The organism is Pedobacter aquatilis (assembly GCF_032678405.1).
GTDB classification, from domain to species: domain Bacteria; phylum Bacteroidota; class Bacteroidia; order Sphingobacteriales; family Sphingobacteriaceae; genus Pedobacter; species Pedobacter aquatilis_A.
This window is the reverse complement of sequence record NZ_JAVTSJ010000002.1, coordinates 114,301-129,119: the sequence shown is the minus strand read 5'-3', so window position 1 is coordinate 129,119 and position 14,819 is coordinate 114,301. Positions and strand designations below refer to the sequence as shown.

Annotated in this window: 16 protein-coding genes; 6 read left to right on the top strand and 10 right to left on the bottom strand. The window is 37.9% G+C overall.

The window, feature by feature from the left end:
• Positions 1–4 precede the first annotated feature (4 nt).
• From R2R71_RS05955 to R2R71_RS05945, 3 genes are read left to right on the top strand one after another with little or no spacing between them, the layout of a single operon-like run.
• The gene (locus tag R2R71_RS05955) at positions 5–772 is read left to right on the top strand and encodes an exodeoxyribonuclease III (RefSeq protein WP_316830340.1); all 768 of its coding nucleotides are present in this window, start codon (positions 5–7) and stop codon (positions 770–772) included.
• Between the two features lie 36 nt (positions 773–808).
• On the top strand, positions 809–2,047 hold the full coding sequence (gene hutI / locus R2R71_RS05950; protein WP_316830339.1) for an imidazolonepropionase: 1,239 nt from the start codon (positions 809–811) through the stop codon (positions 2,045–2,047).
• Positions 2,040–3,035, top strand: coding sequence for a formimidoylglutamase (locus tag R2R71_RS05945; RefSeq protein WP_316830338.1), 996 nt, complete (start codon positions 2,040–2,042; stop codon positions 3,033–3,035). The genes hutI and R2R71_RS05945 overlap by 8 nt, the downstream gene beginning before the upstream one ends.
• A gap of 11 nt (positions 3,036–3,046) precedes the next feature.
• Here the strand turns inward: R2R71_RS05945 and R2R71_RS05940 are convergent, their stop codons facing one another.
• The 10 genes from R2R71_RS05940 to R2R71_RS05895 all read right to left on the bottom strand — a co-directional run bounded on the left by R2R71_RS05940 (position 3,047) and on the right by R2R71_RS05895 (position 11,310).
• Positions 3,047–3,205, bottom strand: a complete 159-nt coding sequence (locus R2R71_RS05940) for a hypothetical protein (protein ID WP_316830337.1) — start codon at positions 3,203–3,205, stop codon at positions 3,047–3,049.
• 11 nt (positions 3,206–3,216) lie between these two features.
• A complete protein-coding gene (locus tag R2R71_RS05935) occupies positions 3,217–3,777 on the bottom strand; it encodes a 5-formyltetrahydrofolate cyclo-ligase (RefSeq protein WP_316830336.1) in 561 nt (186 codons plus the stop codon).
• A gap of 122 nt (positions 3,778–3,899) precedes the next feature.
• Positions 3,900–4,460: an elongation factor P gene (gene efp, locus R2R71_RS05930; protein WP_316830335.1), complete on the bottom strand. Its 561-nt coding sequence runs from the start codon at positions 4,458–4,460 to the stop codon at positions 3,900–3,902.
• A 120-nt stretch (positions 4,461–4,580) separates the two neighbouring features.
• Positions 4,581–5,141, bottom strand: a complete 561-nt coding sequence (gene efp, locus R2R71_RS05925) for an elongation factor P (RefSeq protein WP_316830334.1) — start codon at positions 5,139–5,141, stop codon at positions 4,581–4,583.
• Between the two features lie 447 nt (positions 5,142–5,588).
• Positions 5,589–6,203 carry an ABC transporter ATP-binding protein gene (locus R2R71_RS05920; protein ID WP_316830333.1) on the bottom strand — a complete coding sequence of 205 codons (615 nt, stop codon included), beginning with the start codon at positions 6,201–6,203 and terminating at the stop codon, positions 5,589–5,591.
• A complete protein-coding gene (locus R2R71_RS05915) occupies positions 6,200–6,670 on the bottom strand; it encodes a GNAT family N-acetyltransferase (protein WP_316830332.1) in 471 nt (156 codons plus the stop codon). The genes R2R71_RS05920 and R2R71_RS05915 overlap by 4 nt, the downstream gene beginning before the upstream one ends.
• 30 nt (positions 6,671–6,700) lie before the next feature.
• A complete protein-coding gene (gene lpxA, locus R2R71_RS05910; protein WP_316830331.1) occupies positions 6,701–7,486 on the bottom strand; it encodes an acyl-ACP--UDP-N-acetylglucosamine O-acyltransferase in 786 nt (261 codons plus the stop codon).
• Positions 7,486–8,898, bottom strand: coding sequence for a bifunctional UDP-3-O-[3-hydroxymyristoyl] N-acetylglucosamine deacetylase/3-hydroxyacyl-ACP dehydratase (locus R2R71_RS05905; RefSeq protein ID WP_316830330.1), 1,413 nt, complete (start codon positions 8,896–8,898; stop codon positions 7,486–7,488). Before R2R71_RS05905 ends, lpxA begins: the two co-directional genes overlap by 1 nt.
• Complete coding sequence (gene lpxD, locus R2R71_RS05900; protein WP_316830329.1) at positions 8,888–9,964, bottom strand: UDP-3-O-(3-hydroxymyristoyl)glucosamine N-acyltransferase; 1,077 nt, start codon at positions 9,962–9,964, stop codon at positions 8,888–8,890. Before lpxD ends, R2R71_RS05905 begins: the two co-directional genes overlap by 11 nt.
• 122 nt (positions 9,965–10,086) lie before the next feature.
• Positions 10,087–11,310, bottom strand: a complete 1,224-nt coding sequence (locus tag R2R71_RS05895; RefSeq protein ID WP_316830328.1) for an HD domain-containing protein — start codon at positions 11,308–11,310, stop codon at positions 10,087–10,089.
• A 113-nt stretch (positions 11,311–11,423) separates the two neighbouring features.
• Between R2R71_RS05895 and R2R71_RS05890 the strand changes: the two genes are divergently transcribed.
• The 3 genes from R2R71_RS05890 to R2R71_RS05880 all read left to right on the top strand — a co-directional run bounded on the left by R2R71_RS05890 (position 11,424) and on the right by R2R71_RS05880 (position 14,809).
• A complete protein-coding gene (locus tag R2R71_RS05890) occupies positions 11,424–12,977 on the top strand; it encodes a PglZ domain-containing protein (protein WP_316830327.1) in 1,554 nt (517 codons plus the stop codon).
• 101 nt (positions 12,978–13,078) lie between these two features.
• Complete coding sequence (gene tsaE / locus R2R71_RS05885; RefSeq protein WP_316830326.1) at positions 13,079–13,495, top strand: tRNA (adenosine(37)-N6)-threonylcarbamoyltransferase complex ATPase subunit type 1 TsaE; 417 nt, start codon at positions 13,079–13,081, stop codon at positions 13,493–13,495.
• 84 nt (positions 13,496–13,579) lie between these two features.
• The gene (locus R2R71_RS05880; protein ID WP_316830325.1) at positions 13,580–14,809 is read left to right on the top strand and encodes an alanine dehydrogenase; all 1,230 of its coding nucleotides are present in this window, start codon (positions 13,580–13,582) and stop codon (positions 14,807–14,809) included.
• Positions 14,810–14,819 lie beyond the last annotated feature (10 nt).

Genomic DNA, 14,819 nt, shown 5'->3' with positions numbered 1-14,819 from the left:
CCAAATGAAAATTATCTCCTACAACGTAAACGGTATTCGTGCAGCAAGCACAAAAAACTTCTTTGGCTGGTTGCAGGCTACTAATGCAGATATGGTTTGTTTGCAGGAAGTGAAAGCCATGCCTTCTCAAATACCGGAAATTATTGCATTGATTGAACAATTAGGTTATCACCATTATTGGTTTCCTGCCGAAAAGAAAGGCTACAGTGGTGTGGCAATACTTGCCAAGGTAAAACCAAATCATATTGAATACGGCTGCGGCGAAGAATGGATCGATAAAGAAGGAAGAATTCTGAGAGCAGATTTTGATGATTTCTCGCTGATGAGTCTTTATATGCCATCTGGCTCAAGCGGTGATGAACGACAGGTAAAAAAATATGAATTTATGCGCTTTTTTGATGCGTATATAGGCGAACTACGTAAGGAAATACCTCATTTGATTGTTAGCGGCGATTATAATATCTGTCATACTTCAATCGATATCCATAACCCAAAATCGAACGCCAACTCGTCTGGATTTTTACCTGAAGAACGGGAGTGGATGCAGCTATTTTTAGATAATGGCTTTATTGATACTTTTAGATATTTTAATAAAGATCCACATCATTATACCTGGTGGAGTTATAGGGCCGGATCGAGGGGTAAAAATTTAGGTTGGCGGATAGATTACCACTTGGCAACAAAACCCATGGAAAACCGGTTGAGAAACGTAAGAATTTTACCTGACGCCATTCATTCAGACCATTGTCCGGTTCTGCTGGAAATGGAATGATGGGTTATAATCTGACAGATAATCAAAACTAATCAAATGCTAATCACAAATATTAAGGGCCTGGTAGGGTTACATCCAAAAGATAAATTAGTTCTTCGCGGAAACGAGATGGATTATTTGCCGGTTTTGGATGAAGCATGGCTTTTAATAGAAGAGAACCTGATTAAAGATTTTGGAAAGATGGTCGAAATCCCGGCATCCTTTTCTAATTATCAGGTGATTAATGCGAAGGGGCGTTATGTTTTTCCGTCTTGGTGCGATAGCCATACGCACATTGTTTTTGCGGCTTCTCGCGAGGAAGAGTTTGCACTTAAAATCCAGGGTAAAACCTATGAAGAAATTGCTGCGGCTGGGGGTGGTATTTTAAATTCGGCAAGTAAGCTTCAAAAAGCAACTGAAGATGAGCTGTTTAAAAGTGCATCGGTGCGTTTAACGCAAATGATTAAGCAAGGCACTGGTGCTGTGGAAATTAAAAGTGGCTATGGTTTAACGGTGGCTAGCGAGCTGAAAATGCTCCGTGTGATCAAAAAACTGAAACAAGCTTTCCCTATACCTGTTAAGGCCACATTTCTGGCGGCGCATGCTTACCCACTTGAGTTTAAAACCAATCATCAGGGCTATATCGATTTGATCATTAATGAAATGCTTCCGGCAATAGCAGCAGAAAACCTGGCTGATTATATTGATGTTTTTTGCGAAAAAGGATTCTTCTCTGTTGATGAAACCGATCAGCTACTTAAAGCCGGCGCAAAATACGGGCTGAAGCCGAAGATCCACGCAAATCAGCTTTCTGTTTCAGGGGCTGTAGAAGTCGCTTTAAGAAATAATGCAATTTCAGTCGACCATCTTGAGGAAACCAATGATGAAACCTTAAATAATCTAAAAACAACTCAAACAATTGCCACCCTATTACCTTCATGCTCATTTTATTTAGGCATCCCGTTTGCTAATGCTAAAGGCTTGATTGCGCAAAATGTTCCTGTTGCACTTGCTACTGATTTTAATCCAGGATCTACACCTTCAGGAAATATGAATTTTGTGGTTTCGCTGGCTTGTATAAAACTGAAAATGCAGCCTGAAGAAGCGATAAATGGCGCTACTTTAAATGGCGCTGCAGCGATGGAACTTAGTGAAAATTACGGAAGTATAACCGTTGGAAAAAAGGCTAATTTATTTATCACAAAACCAATGTCTTCCGTTGCCTATTTGCCCTACAGTTTTGGCGAAACACAAATAGAGACAGTTATTTTAAACGGGGAAATTTATAATGGATAGGCTTAATATATATTCGCGAAGTGATGTTGATAATTTAATTATTTACCGCGGGGGCGAAACTAAACTTGGAGAAAAGGTTGAAATATACGCTGATACCGAAGCGAATTTTTCATCAGGAGATTCGATATCAATAGAAAATCTGGCAAGTAGTAAAGCTAAGTTTGTTCTGCTAGGTATCCCTGAAGATATCGGCGTTAGGGCAAATTCAGGTATTTCGGGGGCATCTACCACCTGGCGGCCGGCACTTATGGCCTTTTTAAATATTCAGAGTAACCAATACCTTTCAGGTGCCGAAATTATGGTTCTTGGCCATTTTGAAATCGAAGAACCCGCAGATTCATCTGTAGCAGGCTTAAGAAAGAAGGTTTCGGAAATAGATGCCCTGGTTTATCCGATTGTCGAAAAAATCGTAAAAGCAGGTAAAATACCAGTTGTTATTGGAGGCGGACATAACAACGCCTATCCGATTATAAAAGGAGTATCCAAGGCAAAAGGACATTCCATAGATGTGCTAAACGTAGATGCTCATGCTGATTTACGTGATAAAGAAGGCAGACATAGTGGAAATGGATTTACCTATGCTTTAAGCGAAAACTATCTGGATAATTATTTTATGTATGGTTTGCATCAGAATTATAACAATGAGGTAATTTTAAACCAGATAGCAACCAATCCAAAACTTAAAGCGGTATTTTTTGATGATATTTTAAAAGGTCTCGACTCTTCTTTTCCCAAAAAGATGATTTCTTCGGGTTTGGAAATAGATTTAGATTGCATTCAGAATGTGCTTTCGAGTGCGGAAACACCATCAGGCTTTGCGGTTAATGATATCCGTAAGCTAATTTTAACAAGTGAAAAGGCTTTTTCTTATCTCCATATTAGTGAGGGCGCTACTAGGTTGCTTGATGGAAGATTTAGCAAATTAACGTCAAAACTGATTGCTTATCTGATAAGTGATTTTGTTAAAGCGCAGCTCAATAAGTTTTAGCAAAATGTTAATTACAAATGCTCTGATTCGTATTTTTCTCCAGCCTTCAGCATTAACTCGATTTGTTTTAAATCATCGGCGGTAAGCTCCTCTTTTTCCTGTAACTCAAATACGGCAATCATATTGTCTTCGTATTGTTTTTCCGTTTTGATAACGATTTCTTTTGGCATGATGGACAGGCTTAAAATTTGATTGTTTCTGTTGGTGTAATACAAAAATCCAGCCTGATGTCATGCTCATTTACATCATCAATGCTATCAATTGCAGGCGACAAAGATAAGCCTATTTTTTTAGCATTTAAATTCTTAAGAAAACGATCGTAAAAGCCTTTTCCATAACCAACCCTGAACCCATTTTTATCGAAAGCGAGCAATGGGATAATAACCATATCTACATCTCCGGTATGCAATGCTCCTTTTTGTGGTTCGAGGATGTTATAAAGGTTTTTCGCGAGGTCAGCTTTACCAAGGTATTCATGATTAGTCATTAATGCAGTTTCAAAATCAGCTTTTGGAACAATAATTTTAATTTCAGGGTGATTTTCTGTTAACCAATCAATGAACCGGAAGGTATCTGGCTCCCTTTTCTCTAAAATTGGCAAAAAGATGTGAATCGTTTTTATATTTTTGAAATCGAAATTAACAAACTGTTGCAACAGTCCTTTATTTAGCGATTCTATTTTGATTTCGCTACTGGCCAGCCGGTCTTTTAAAGCGTTCTTTCTGATTTCTGATTTGAACATAGCACCCAATTTAACGAAATAATTAAAATATTTTCCCTGTAAATCCTTTTTTCAGGGGCAGGTTTTTAAAACAGAAAAGCCCTTAAAAATGAATTTAAGGGCTTTTCTGACAATGAAAAATATTATTTTACACGCTCAACATATTCGCCTGTACGTGTATCAACTTTAATTTTATCGCCCTGGTTTACAAACATTGGCACTTTAACCTCAACACCGTTTTCAAGTGTTGCCGCTTTTAATGCATTTGTAGAAGTATCACCTTTCACAGCAGGCTCAGAGTAAGTAATTTCAAATTCAGCAAAATTTGGCAACTGGCCCATAATTGCTTCTTCACTTTCCATAGAAACAATGATGCTCATGCCTTCTTTCAAGAACTTGATGGCAGAGCCAAACAAAGTTTTTTCAACATTAAATTGCTCGTAGGTATTGTTATCCATCACTACCAGATAATCACCATCTTCATAAAGATATTGATAATCGTTGGTTTCAACACGGCAAATTTCAACAGCTTCGTCAGTATTCATACGAGCTTCTACAATTCTACCTGTTTTAATGTTACGAAACTTACCTGTGTAAAAAGCACCGCCTTTACCTGGTGTACGGTGATTCCATTCATCAACAGTAACCAACTCATTGTTTACACGCAGAATGTTTCCTGTTTTAATTTCTGATGCTTTAGCCATATTATTTTATCCTGTTTGGATTTATATTTTCAGTTTTTTAGTGACGGCAAAGGTAAAATTATTTTAGTAAAAACCTATAAAGGTTTAACTGATAAGGTTTATGCTTTGTTCTTTAAAGAACTATTTTACCCTTTCCATATAGTCGCCAGTTTTTGTGTCAACTTTTACCTTATCGCCCTGGTTAATGAATAAAGGAACCCTTATTTCGGCGCCAGTTTCAACAGTTGCATATTTTTGTGCGCTCGTAGAAGTATCGCCTTTTACGGCAGGTTCTGTATAAGTAATTTCCAGTTCAACGCTATTTGGTAATTGGGCTACAATCGGTTCTTCACTTTCGAAGGCAATTGTTACATTCATGCCCTCTTTCAAAAATTTAATGCTATTTCCAAAAAGTAGTTTTGGGATATTGTATTGTTCGAATGAAGTATTGTCCATTACAACAAGATAATCGCCATCCTCATATAAATACTGGTAATCATTGGTTTCTACGCGACAAATTGTAACCTCCTCATCGGTACGGAAGCGGTATTCGACAATCTTGCCGGTTTTTACATTGCGCATGCGAGCTTGATAGAAAGCCCTTAAGTTGCCTGGAGTACGGTGAATGTATTCTTCTACGCTTACTAATTCCCCGTTGAAACGAAGAACATTACCACTTTTTACTTCTGATGCCTTTGCCATTTTAAATTGAAATCTTGTTTTGCTGTTTTTTGAACATCAAAGTTAAAAAAATCAATTTTTATTTGAAAAGCAATGCTTGTATAAAATCAGTTGCGCCAGCGATGTTTGAATTTTTACTATATTATTGGAACGAAGAATCGCTAAGGCTATCCCGGAAAATCTTTGTATAAAAGAAATGCCTTTGGGAACCACTCCAAAGGCATAATCAACCTAAACCTCAAACTAAACTATGAAAAAATTTTTCGCCTTGCGGCTTTTATATTTTTGATTCTGCAATGCAGATATTTTATCCTCTCTTCTCGATTGAAATATAATATTTCTCTATCGTTTTGGTGGTGCAAAGGTAAGAACTATTTATCAATTACAAAATATTTTTTTAAAAAAATATTTATAATACAAAATAATGACAAAAGGGCTACTTAGTACAATGTTACAATGGCTAATAATTTACTTATAATCAGCGATTTGAATTCGTTTGTTGCAGAAATCGTATTCTGAAATCTGATTAGATCCGATGATGGTTAACCTATCTTTAGTAAAATTCTCGATTAATTCTAAGTACCAGTTTATTCCCTGAACGTCTAAATTGCTTGTGGGTTCATCTAAAAATAAAATTGGTGAATCTGAACAACAAGCCAATGCAAGTTTGGTTCTTTGCTTCATTCCCGATGAAAAATATTTTATTTCTTTGTTAGCTGATTTTTCGAGCCCAAGGATAGAAACCAGTGATTGCGCATCAACGCCTGGTGCAAAATTTTTAAACTTAAAATGAAAATTAATGATTTCTTTAAGGGTAAAAGTTTCTAGTAATTCCAGGTAAGGAGCAGCCAGACTGATATGTTTATAAATGTCTTCTACAGGGATATCTTTAGGGTTAGAAAACGATATTTGTCCTTCTGATGGTGTTAAGCTCCCTGTTAAAACGCTTAATAAGGTCGATTTTCCAGAGCCATTAGACCCCAAAATGGCATAGCTGTTTCCGGATACAAATTCTGTACTTAAATTTTTAAATATCCATTCCTTGTTAAACCTTCGGCCAACATTATTTAGGGTTACTTTCATGAAGCGTTATTACTAAGCCGTTTTTCCATGCAGACGCTATTTTCAACACCGATGTATTGCCCATAATTTGGTGTGATCAGGAAACCTGCTTTTTGATATAAATTAATAGCTTCGGGTTGTTTTTTGCCTGTTTCTAAAACACATTTGGTATAACCTATTGCTGAAGCCCATTGCTCTAGCTGGTTTAAAACTTTAGCTGCGATGCCCCGATTTCGGTAATCAGGGCAAACAAACATACGTTTAACTTCGGCTGTGTGCTCAGCAAATGGCTTTATTGCGCCACAAGCTACCGGTGTTTCACCATAATAAGCAACCACAACTTCTTTAATAGCGTCAACCTTATTAAACTGGGCATAAAAAACACTTTCTTCGCCATCTCTTATTGCCAGATCCTTATCAAGGAGTGCAACTAATGCCCTGAAATCAACATTATCTGAATTGGTTCTGATTAGCGATAGTTCACTCATTAATTTTGTTCTAGGCTTTGATCGGCATGCTTAACTTCCCATGCCGAAGCCTTTCATCACACCACGGTTAGAGTTGCGGATAAAATCTACAATTTCATCACGGATTTCAGTTGGTTTGAATTCGGCTTCTATCATATCCAGGGCTTTGGTTACGTTATTATGTTTCACAAAAAGCACCCTATAAATTTCTTGGATCTCATCAATTTGTTCATTTGTATAACCTCTTCTACGCAAGCCTACGGAGTTAATGCCGGCATAAGAAAGGGGTTCACGGGCAGCTTTAACATATGGAGGAACATCTTTACGGACTAAGGAACCGCCCGTTACGAAAGCATGAGAACCAACTTTAACAAACTGATGAATGGCTACTAAACCGGCCAATACAACGTTATTGCCAATGGTAATGTGGCCTGCAAGGGTTGTGCTGTTTGAGAATATACAGTTATTTCCTACTTCACAATCATGTGCAATGTGCGAATAAGCCTGGATTAAACAATTGCTTCCAATTACGGTTTTCCATTTATCTTTTGTGCCACGGTTGATGGTTACACATTCTCGGATGGTTGTATTGTCGCCAATTTCTGCGGTGGTTATCTCGCCAGCAAATTTCAAATCCTGAGGTTCACCAGAAATAACTGCTCCTGGAAAAATGCGACAGTTTTTTCCGATACGTGCACCATCCATAATGGTTACGTTCGAGCCAATCCATGTTCCTTCTCCAATCACAACATCTTTATGTATTACTACAAATGGTTCGATTACCACATTTTCGGCAATTTTTGCCTGAGGGTGTATGTATGCTAAAGGTTGTATCATTATTGAGCAGGTTCTGTTTGTTTAACTTTAGAGATTTGTGCCATCATTTCAGCTTCTACTACAATTTTCTCGCCAACCATACCAACACCTTTCATCTGAGCAATACCTCTTCTGATTGGTTCGAGCAAGTCGCAGCGGAAAACGATAGTATCGCCAGGAAGAACCTGAGCTCTAAAACGAACATTATCTATTTTCAAGAAATATGTCAGGTAGTTTTCAGGGTCAGGGACGGTACATAAAACCAGTATCCCGCCAACCTGAGCCATCGACTCGATTTGTAGTACGCCAGGAAAAACCGGGGCACCTGGGAAATGACCTTTGAAAAACTCTTCGTTCATGGTAACGTTTTTAACGCCTACAACATGGTTTTTAGAGAGCTCGAGAATTTTATCTACAAACAAAAAGGGTTGACGGTGCGGCAGTATTTCCATAATCTTTACCACATCAAATAATGGTTTGGCACTTGGATCGTACACCTTCTGGATTTTCTTGTTTTTTTCTTTTTTAATTGCAGCCTTAATTTTTTTAGCAAAGGCAACGTTTGCTGCGTGGCCGGGGCGGGCAGCCATAATATGACCTTTAAGATGCATACCAACCAAAGCCAAATCGCCAATCATATCAAGTAATTTATGACGGGCAGGTTCATTCTGGTAACGTAATTCCATATTGTTCAAGATTCCCTGAGGAGCCACGTCAATATCTTTACGGTTGAAAAGCTTGGCCAGATGACTCAACTCATCTTTAGTCACCTCTTTATCAACAATTACGATGGCATTATTTAAATCGCCACCTTTAATTAAATTATGGGAAAGCTGGTACTCCAGTTCATGTAAAAAGCAAAAAGTGCGGCAAGAGGCAATTTCTTTTTTAAATTCTGAAATGGTGTTTATACCGGCGTGCTGACTACCTAAAACAGGTGAATTATAATCAATCATGCAGGTAAAACGATAGTCATCTAATGGCATTGCCACGATTTCTACTTTTCTGTCTGCTTCTGTATAGGTAATGTTGTGCGGAATGGTAAAGTATTCACGGTCAGCATTTTGCTCAATCGATCCTACCTCTTCCAATAAATCAATAAACTGAATAGAGCTACCATCCATAATTGGTGTCTCGGGTCCATCAAGTTTTATTAAAACATTATCCAGGTCCATACCTACAAGTGATGCCATTACATGTTCAACAGTGCTAACACTAGCGCCATTTTGGGTAATGGTGGTACCACGAGAAGTATCCGTAACATTATCTGCATCTGCATCGATAATCGGATGGCCGTCTAAATCAACCCTTTGAAATTTAAAGCCGTGATTTTCAGGTGCAGGGCAAAAAGTTAAGGTAACATTGGCTCCGGTGTGTAAACCAACACCCGAGGCAGATATTTCTCTTTTAATCGTTTTTTGTCTAACGTTCATTGTTTATTGTATTCTTTTCCAGTTCTGCTGTTAGTTTTTTGAGCGCTTCTTCGAGTACGTTAATTCGTTTTTCAACATCAGGCAGATGTTTGAATATTACCGAGGCCCGCATCCAGTTTCTTAGTGGCTGTGCAGGACTGCCGTGCCATTGTTTATTTTCTTCTGTAATATTAAAATTAATTCCGGCCTGGGCACCAATCTGGGTTCCTTTGGCCAAAGTTAGGTGGCCGGCAATGCCTACTTGCCCTCCGATAACGCTGTTTGGACCAATTTTAGTGCTTCCAGATACACCTGATTGCGCTGCAAGAACGGTATTCTCACCAATTTCTGCATTATGTGCAACCTGAATTAGGTTATCAATTTTGGCACCTTTTTTAACTATAGTAGAACCCATTGTTGCCCTATCGATCGTTGTATTGGCTCCGATTTCAACATCACTTTCAATAATTACATTACCGATCTGCGGTATTTTATTGTAAGTGCCGTCTTTTTGTGGTGCAAAACCAAAACCATCACTACCAATAACAGTATTCGAGTGGATGGTTACCCTATCGCCAATGGCAGAATTGTGGTAAATTTTAACACCAGGATAAAAATTACAACTTTCACCAATTTTAGAGTGGGCCCCGATATATACCTGAGGATTAACTTTTGTTCCTGAAGCAATTTCAACGTGTTCGGCTACATAAGCGAAAGCGCCGATAAAAACGCCGTTGCCAATTTTAGCCGTAGGATGAACAAATGCTAATTTATCAATACCCGATTGTTCTGTTTGTGCATTTACTGCTTCGTTATACTTATCCAGTAAAATAGTAAAAGAACTGTAAGGGTTTTCGACACGGATTAATGTGCTGGTGTAATCCTGAGTAGGGTTAAAATCTTTTGAAACGATAACAACAGATGCCTTAGTAGAGTATAAAAAGTTCTCATACTTAGGATTTGAAAGAAAAGACAACGAGCCTTCTTTACCATCTTCTATCTTGGAGAGTTCAGAAACAGTTGCATCGGGGTTCCCATCAATGGAACCATTTAAAAACTCGCTTATCTGCTTGGCAGTAAATTGCATCGTACAAAGGTAAATGTTAAATTGATATGAACAAAAAAACCTGTCGTGGTTAAATTGTGTAAATTTTACACAATAATAAGACTTAAAACGGCTCTAAAAATTAAATATTTTGTTAAATAAACTTAAATTCCCCTAGGGTAACAAAGGATATATTTTTCTACAGTTTTTTGTAACGACTCCAAATTTGATAAATCTGATGCCTTTGCAATATCAACAATATCGTTATTTTTCATTAAAATCTTAATGTTTCCTACGCCTGCATTGTAAGCCCTGTTTTGTATCGAATCAGTGAAAACAAAATAGCGGGCTTCTTCAGGCTTAATCCCGAGCAAATTAACTGCAGCACTTTGTAGAAAATCTATACGCTCTTTGTTTGCTTTTTGATTATTCATTTCCACTTTATACAAGTTTCGGGAAGTGAGCATCTGGCAAAGAGTTGATAAAATTTTATCAGGATGTTTAACCCAAACTTTCACGGCAGCATAAATATCCTGATCATCGAGATTTGTAAAATGCTCGAGGTTTTGATGCTCTGAAAAGAAATTACTTTCATTAATGTCATTTTTGAGGAAGTGACTAAGCGATGGAGCGGCAAACAGCGCTTCACCAGCCGCCGATAATTCTTTGGCACGCTCAAGAAGTTTAACCAGAATCATCTCACCAGAAATAACCGTTTTATGCAAATAAACCTGCCAGTACATTAACCTGCGGGCAATGAGGAATTTCTCAATAGAATAAATGCCTTTTTCTTCAATTACCAGATCATCGTCGAAAACGTTAAACATTTTAATAATCCTGTCGAAACTGATCACGCCTTCACTAACACCAGTGAAAAAGCTATCGCGGTTTAAATAATCCATTCTATCAAGGTCAAGCTGACCTGATATTAATTGGTTCAGGAACCTTTTTGGATAAGTGCCATTGAAAATTTCGATGGCATGTGTTAGTCTTCCTTCAAAATGCTGATTTAAATCCTGCATCAGCTTTGCTGAAATATCTTCATGCCTGATGCCAGTTACCAGCGAATGTTCTAAAGCGTGTGAAAAAGGGCCATGGCCAATATCGTGCAGTAAAATAGCCAGTATAGCCGATTCTTCTTCACCTTCGGTAATTTCATGGCCTTTACTTCTTAACAATCCTATTGCCAGGCTCATCAAATGCATTGCACCCAAAGCATGGTGGAAACGCGTATGTAAAGCGCCAGGATATACCAAATGTGTCATCCCCAGCTGTTTAATGTACCGTAAACGTTGAAAGTACGGATGTGCGATGACATCGTAAACCAATGCCGAATGGATGCTGATGAATCCGTAAACCGGATCATTTATTATTTTCTTCTTATTCAATCGTTAAAAATAGTTAAATAGACAGATACGGTACAAAAATTGCTATTTTTATTTATAGTTTAATTACCCGTTAGAAGATAAGGGGAAATACATACCTATTTTTACAAAAAAACATGCAAGAAACTAAAATATTGTGGGCCGACGATGAAATTGACCTGCTTAAACCACATATTCTTTTATTAAACGATAAGGGTTATAATGTAACTACTTTCACCAACGGAAACGACGCTCTCGAAGCTTTTGGAAAAACACATTTCGATCTGGTGTTTCTAGATGAAAATATGCCGGGAATGAGTGGGATTGAAACGCTTTCGGCCATTAAAAACCTAAATCCTGATGTGCCGGTTGTATTAATTACAAAAAGCGAAGAGGAAAATTTGATGGAAGACGCCATCGGCAGTAAGATTGATGACTACCTGATTAAACCTGTTAACCCGAAGCAGGTTCTTTTAACAATTAAAAAACTTATCGATAAGAAACTGCTGGTTAGCGAAAAAACATCGATGGCTTATCAGCAGGATTTCAGGAAGCTGGGTATGACATTGGGCGACCGGTTGAATTATGATGAATGGGTGGATGTTTACAAAAAGATTGTTTTCTGGGAGCTTGAACTGGAAAAGCTTGACGATCCGCAAATGCATGAAATTCTCACCATGCAAAAACAGGAAGCCAATGCACAGTTCTCTAAATTTATAGAAGAACACTATCTGGATTGGATAAAAAATAAAGACAAAGCGCCGCTATTTTCTAACGAGTTATTAAAGAAAAAGGCCTTTCCGCATATAAATGATACTACGCCGGTGTTTTTTATTTTGATTGATAACCTTCGTTACGATCAATGGAAAATTATTAATCCACTGATTTCTGAATATTTTAGGATCGATGAAGAAGACATGTATTCGAGTATTTTGCCTACGGCAACACAATATGCCCGTAATGCAATCTTTTCGGGATTGATGCCGTTAGATATGGAAAGACGTTTCCCTGGATTGTGGCAAAATGACGATGATGAAGGCGGAAAAAATATGCACGAGGAAGCTTTTCTTGCCGATAATATTAAGCGTAGTTTACGCAAAGACTGTAAATTCAGCTACAATAAAATTTTAACTTTTGAGCAGGGTAAGGAGCTGGTTGAGCAAACAAATAACCTGTTGAAAAACGATTTTAATGCAATTGTTTTCAACTTTGTTGATATGTTGAGCCACGCACGTACGGATATGCAGATGATTCGTGAACTCGCGAATGATGACGCGGCTTACCGTTCGTTAACCTTATCGTGGTTTGAACATTCTCCTTTGTTCGATTTATTGAAAAAAATAGCACAGAAACAGGTTAAAGTAATTATTACTACCGACCATGGAACAATTCGTGTTAAAAAACCAGTTAAGGTAATTGGCGATAGAAGTACGAACACCAATTTAAGATATAAACAGGGAAGAAACTTAAACTTTAATGCAAAAGAGGTTTTTGCAATTAAAAACCCTCACGATGCTTTATTACCCAAAATTAACATTAGTAGCAGTTATATTTTTGCAAGGGAAGACAGCTATTTCGTTTATCCGAATAATTACAACCAGTTTGTAAACTACTATAATGAAACTTTTCAGCATGGTGGTATTTCTTTGGAGGAAATGGTTATTCCGGTAATTACTTACTCACCAAAATAGCTCATTCCCGTCGTTCCGATTGAAACGAGCGATATAACGATAATAACAAGGCAAAAGCAATGCAAATATGTATTACTTTTGCCTTTTATCTTTTTGTAGCAATGAAGATTCAGATTAATAGTTTAGCCGATTTACCCGAAGTTGCTGATAAACTTATAGCCTTCGCTGGCGATGAGCAGATTTTTATTTTCGATGGAGAAATGGGTGCAGGTAAAACAACCTTCATAAAAACTTTTTGTAAGATTTTAGGGGTGGAAGATGTCGTTTCAAGTCCAACTTATTCCATTGTAAATGAATACTTAGGGGCGAAAAAAACGGTTTATCATTTCGACTTTTATCGTATAAAAAATATCCGGGAGGCTTACGATTTAGGTTACGAAGAATATTTTTATAGTGATAGTATTTGCCTTATTGAGTGGCCTGAGCGGGTAGAGGAACTCTTACCTGAACATTATGTTAAAGTAGAAATTTCCATCTCAGGTGATAACGACAGGGTTTTCAGTTTTTCGAAAATCTGAATTTCAGATGTGATTTGATATCAGTATTTTAAGAGATTTTCTGTATCTTGAACAACCTTAAAACCAAAATATTTTTTATACATCATGGCTACAGGATTACGCGAAGGAATGGCCGATATAGCTCGTCAAGGTTTATTGCAAACTCAGGAGGCGACGCTCGAAACCAGAAACAGAAAGAATAACCTCAACATAGGCATACCCAAAGAAATCTCTTTTCAGGAAAATAGAATTGCACTAACGCCACTATCTGTTGCATTACTTGTAAACAATGGTCACAGGGTTATTTTAGAAAGCGGAGCCGGTACTGCGGCAAATTTTTCGGATGCAGAATATGCCGAACAGGGCGCTAAAATCGCCTACGATAAGAAGGAAGTTTTCGACTCTGATATTCTGGTGAAAATTGCCCCGCCAATGCTCGAGGAAATTGCGATGATGCACAAAGGACAAACGCTCATTTCATCGTTACAAACCGGAACACTAAAACAGGAATATTTAAAAGCCTTAATGCATAAAAAGATTAATGCTTTATGCTTTGAACATTTACGCGATGAAGGAAATGTACTAAGCGTAGTGAGGGCGATGAGCGAAATCGTAGGTTCTACATCGATTTTAATTGCTGCAGAATACCTAAGTAACGTAACCGGAGGAAAAGGCTTAATGCTTGGCGGTTTTACGGGGGTTCCACCAACAGAAATTGTAATTTTAGGTGCAGGAACCGTAGGTGAGTACGCGGCAAGAACGGCATTGGCTTTAGGCGCAGAAGTAAAGGTTTTTGACAGTTCAATTTACCGTTTACGCCGGCTTCAGAATAATTTAGGTAACAGCCGTGTTTTTACTTCGGTTATGCAACCTATCGTTTTAAATAAGGCCATTGTAACCTGCGATGTGGTTATTGGTGCAATCAGGGCCAGCCATGGCCGAAGTCCTTGCATTGTTATGGAAGAAACCGTTGCCCGTATGAAACCCCATTCTGTTGTTATTGATGTAAGTATCGATCAAGGGGGCTGTTTCGAAACTTCGGAAGTTACCAATCATGCCAATCCGGTATTTAGAAAATATGATGTAATCCATTATTGTGTGCCGAATATTGCTTCAAGAGTGCCGAGAACGGCATCATATGCACTCACTAATATTTTTGCCCCAATATTGCTTGATATTGGCGAATTTGGTGGGCTAATGAACATGGTTTGGAATAACCCCGGAATCCGTGAAGCATTATATATTTACCAGGGAAATGTAACCAATAAGGATTTGGCAGATATGTTTAACCTGCCTTTTAAAAATTTGGAATTACTGGTGGTTTCTAACCAATAATCAGATGGCT

What these genes read in the sequence shown, in the direction of transcription:
- R2R71_RS05955 (WP_316830340.1), top strand. Translation starts at nt 5, where the DNA reads ATGAAAATTATCTCCTACAACGTAAACGGTATTCGTGCAGCAAGCACA.
- hutI (WP_316830339.1), top strand. Translation starts at nt 809, where the DNA reads ATGCTAATCACAAATATTAAGGGCCTGGTAGGGTTACATCCAAAAGAT.
- R2R71_RS05945 (WP_316830338.1), top strand. Translation starts at nt 2,040, where the DNA reads ATGGATAGGCTTAATATATATTCGCGAAGTGATGTTGATAATTTAATT.
- R2R71_RS05940 (WP_316830337.1), bottom strand. Translation starts at nt 3,205, where the DNA reads ATGCCAAAAGAAATCGTTATCAAAACGGAAAAACAATACGAAGACAAT.
- R2R71_RS05935 (WP_316830336.1), bottom strand. Translation starts at nt 3,777, where the DNA reads ATGTTCAAATCAGAAATCAGAAAGAACGCTTTAAAAGACCGGCTGGCC.
- efp (WP_316830335.1), bottom strand. Translation starts at nt 4,460, where the DNA reads ATGGCTAAAGCATCAGAAATTAAAACAGGAAACATTCTGCGTGTAAAC.
- efp (WP_316830334.1), bottom strand. Translation starts at nt 5,141, where the DNA reads ATGGCAAAGGCATCAGAAGTAAAAAGTGGTAATGTTCTTCGTTTCAAC.
- R2R71_RS05920 (WP_316830333.1), bottom strand. Translation starts at nt 6,203, where the DNA reads ATGAAAGTAACCCTAAATAATGTTGGCCGAAGGTTTAACAAGGAATGG.
- R2R71_RS05915 (WP_316830332.1), bottom strand. Translation starts at nt 6,670, where the DNA reads ATGAGTGAACTATCGCTAATCAGAACCAATTCAGATAATGTTGATTTC.
- lpxA (WP_316830331.1), bottom strand. Translation starts at nt 7,486, where the DNA reads ATGATACAACCTTTAGCATACATACACCCTCAGGCAAAAATTGCCGAA.
- R2R71_RS05905 (WP_316830330.1), bottom strand. Translation starts at nt 8,898, where the DNA reads ATGAACGTTAGACAAAAAACGATTAAAAGAGAAATATCTGCCTCGGGT.
- lpxD (WP_316830329.1), bottom strand. Translation starts at nt 9,964, where the DNA reads ATGCAATTTACTGCCAAGCAGATAAGCGAGTTTTTAAATGGTTCCATT.
- R2R71_RS05890 (WP_316830327.1), top strand. Translation starts at nt 11,424, where the DNA reads ATGCAAGAAACTAAAATATTGTGGGCCGACGATGAAATTGACCTGCTT.
- tsaE (WP_316830326.1), top strand. Translation starts at nt 13,079, where the DNA reads ATGAAGATTCAGATTAATAGTTTAGCCGATTTACCCGAAGTTGCTGAT.
- R2R71_RS05880 (WP_316830325.1), top strand. Translation starts at nt 13,580, where the DNA reads ATGGCTACAGGATTACGCGAAGGAATGGCCGATATAGCTCGTCAAGGT.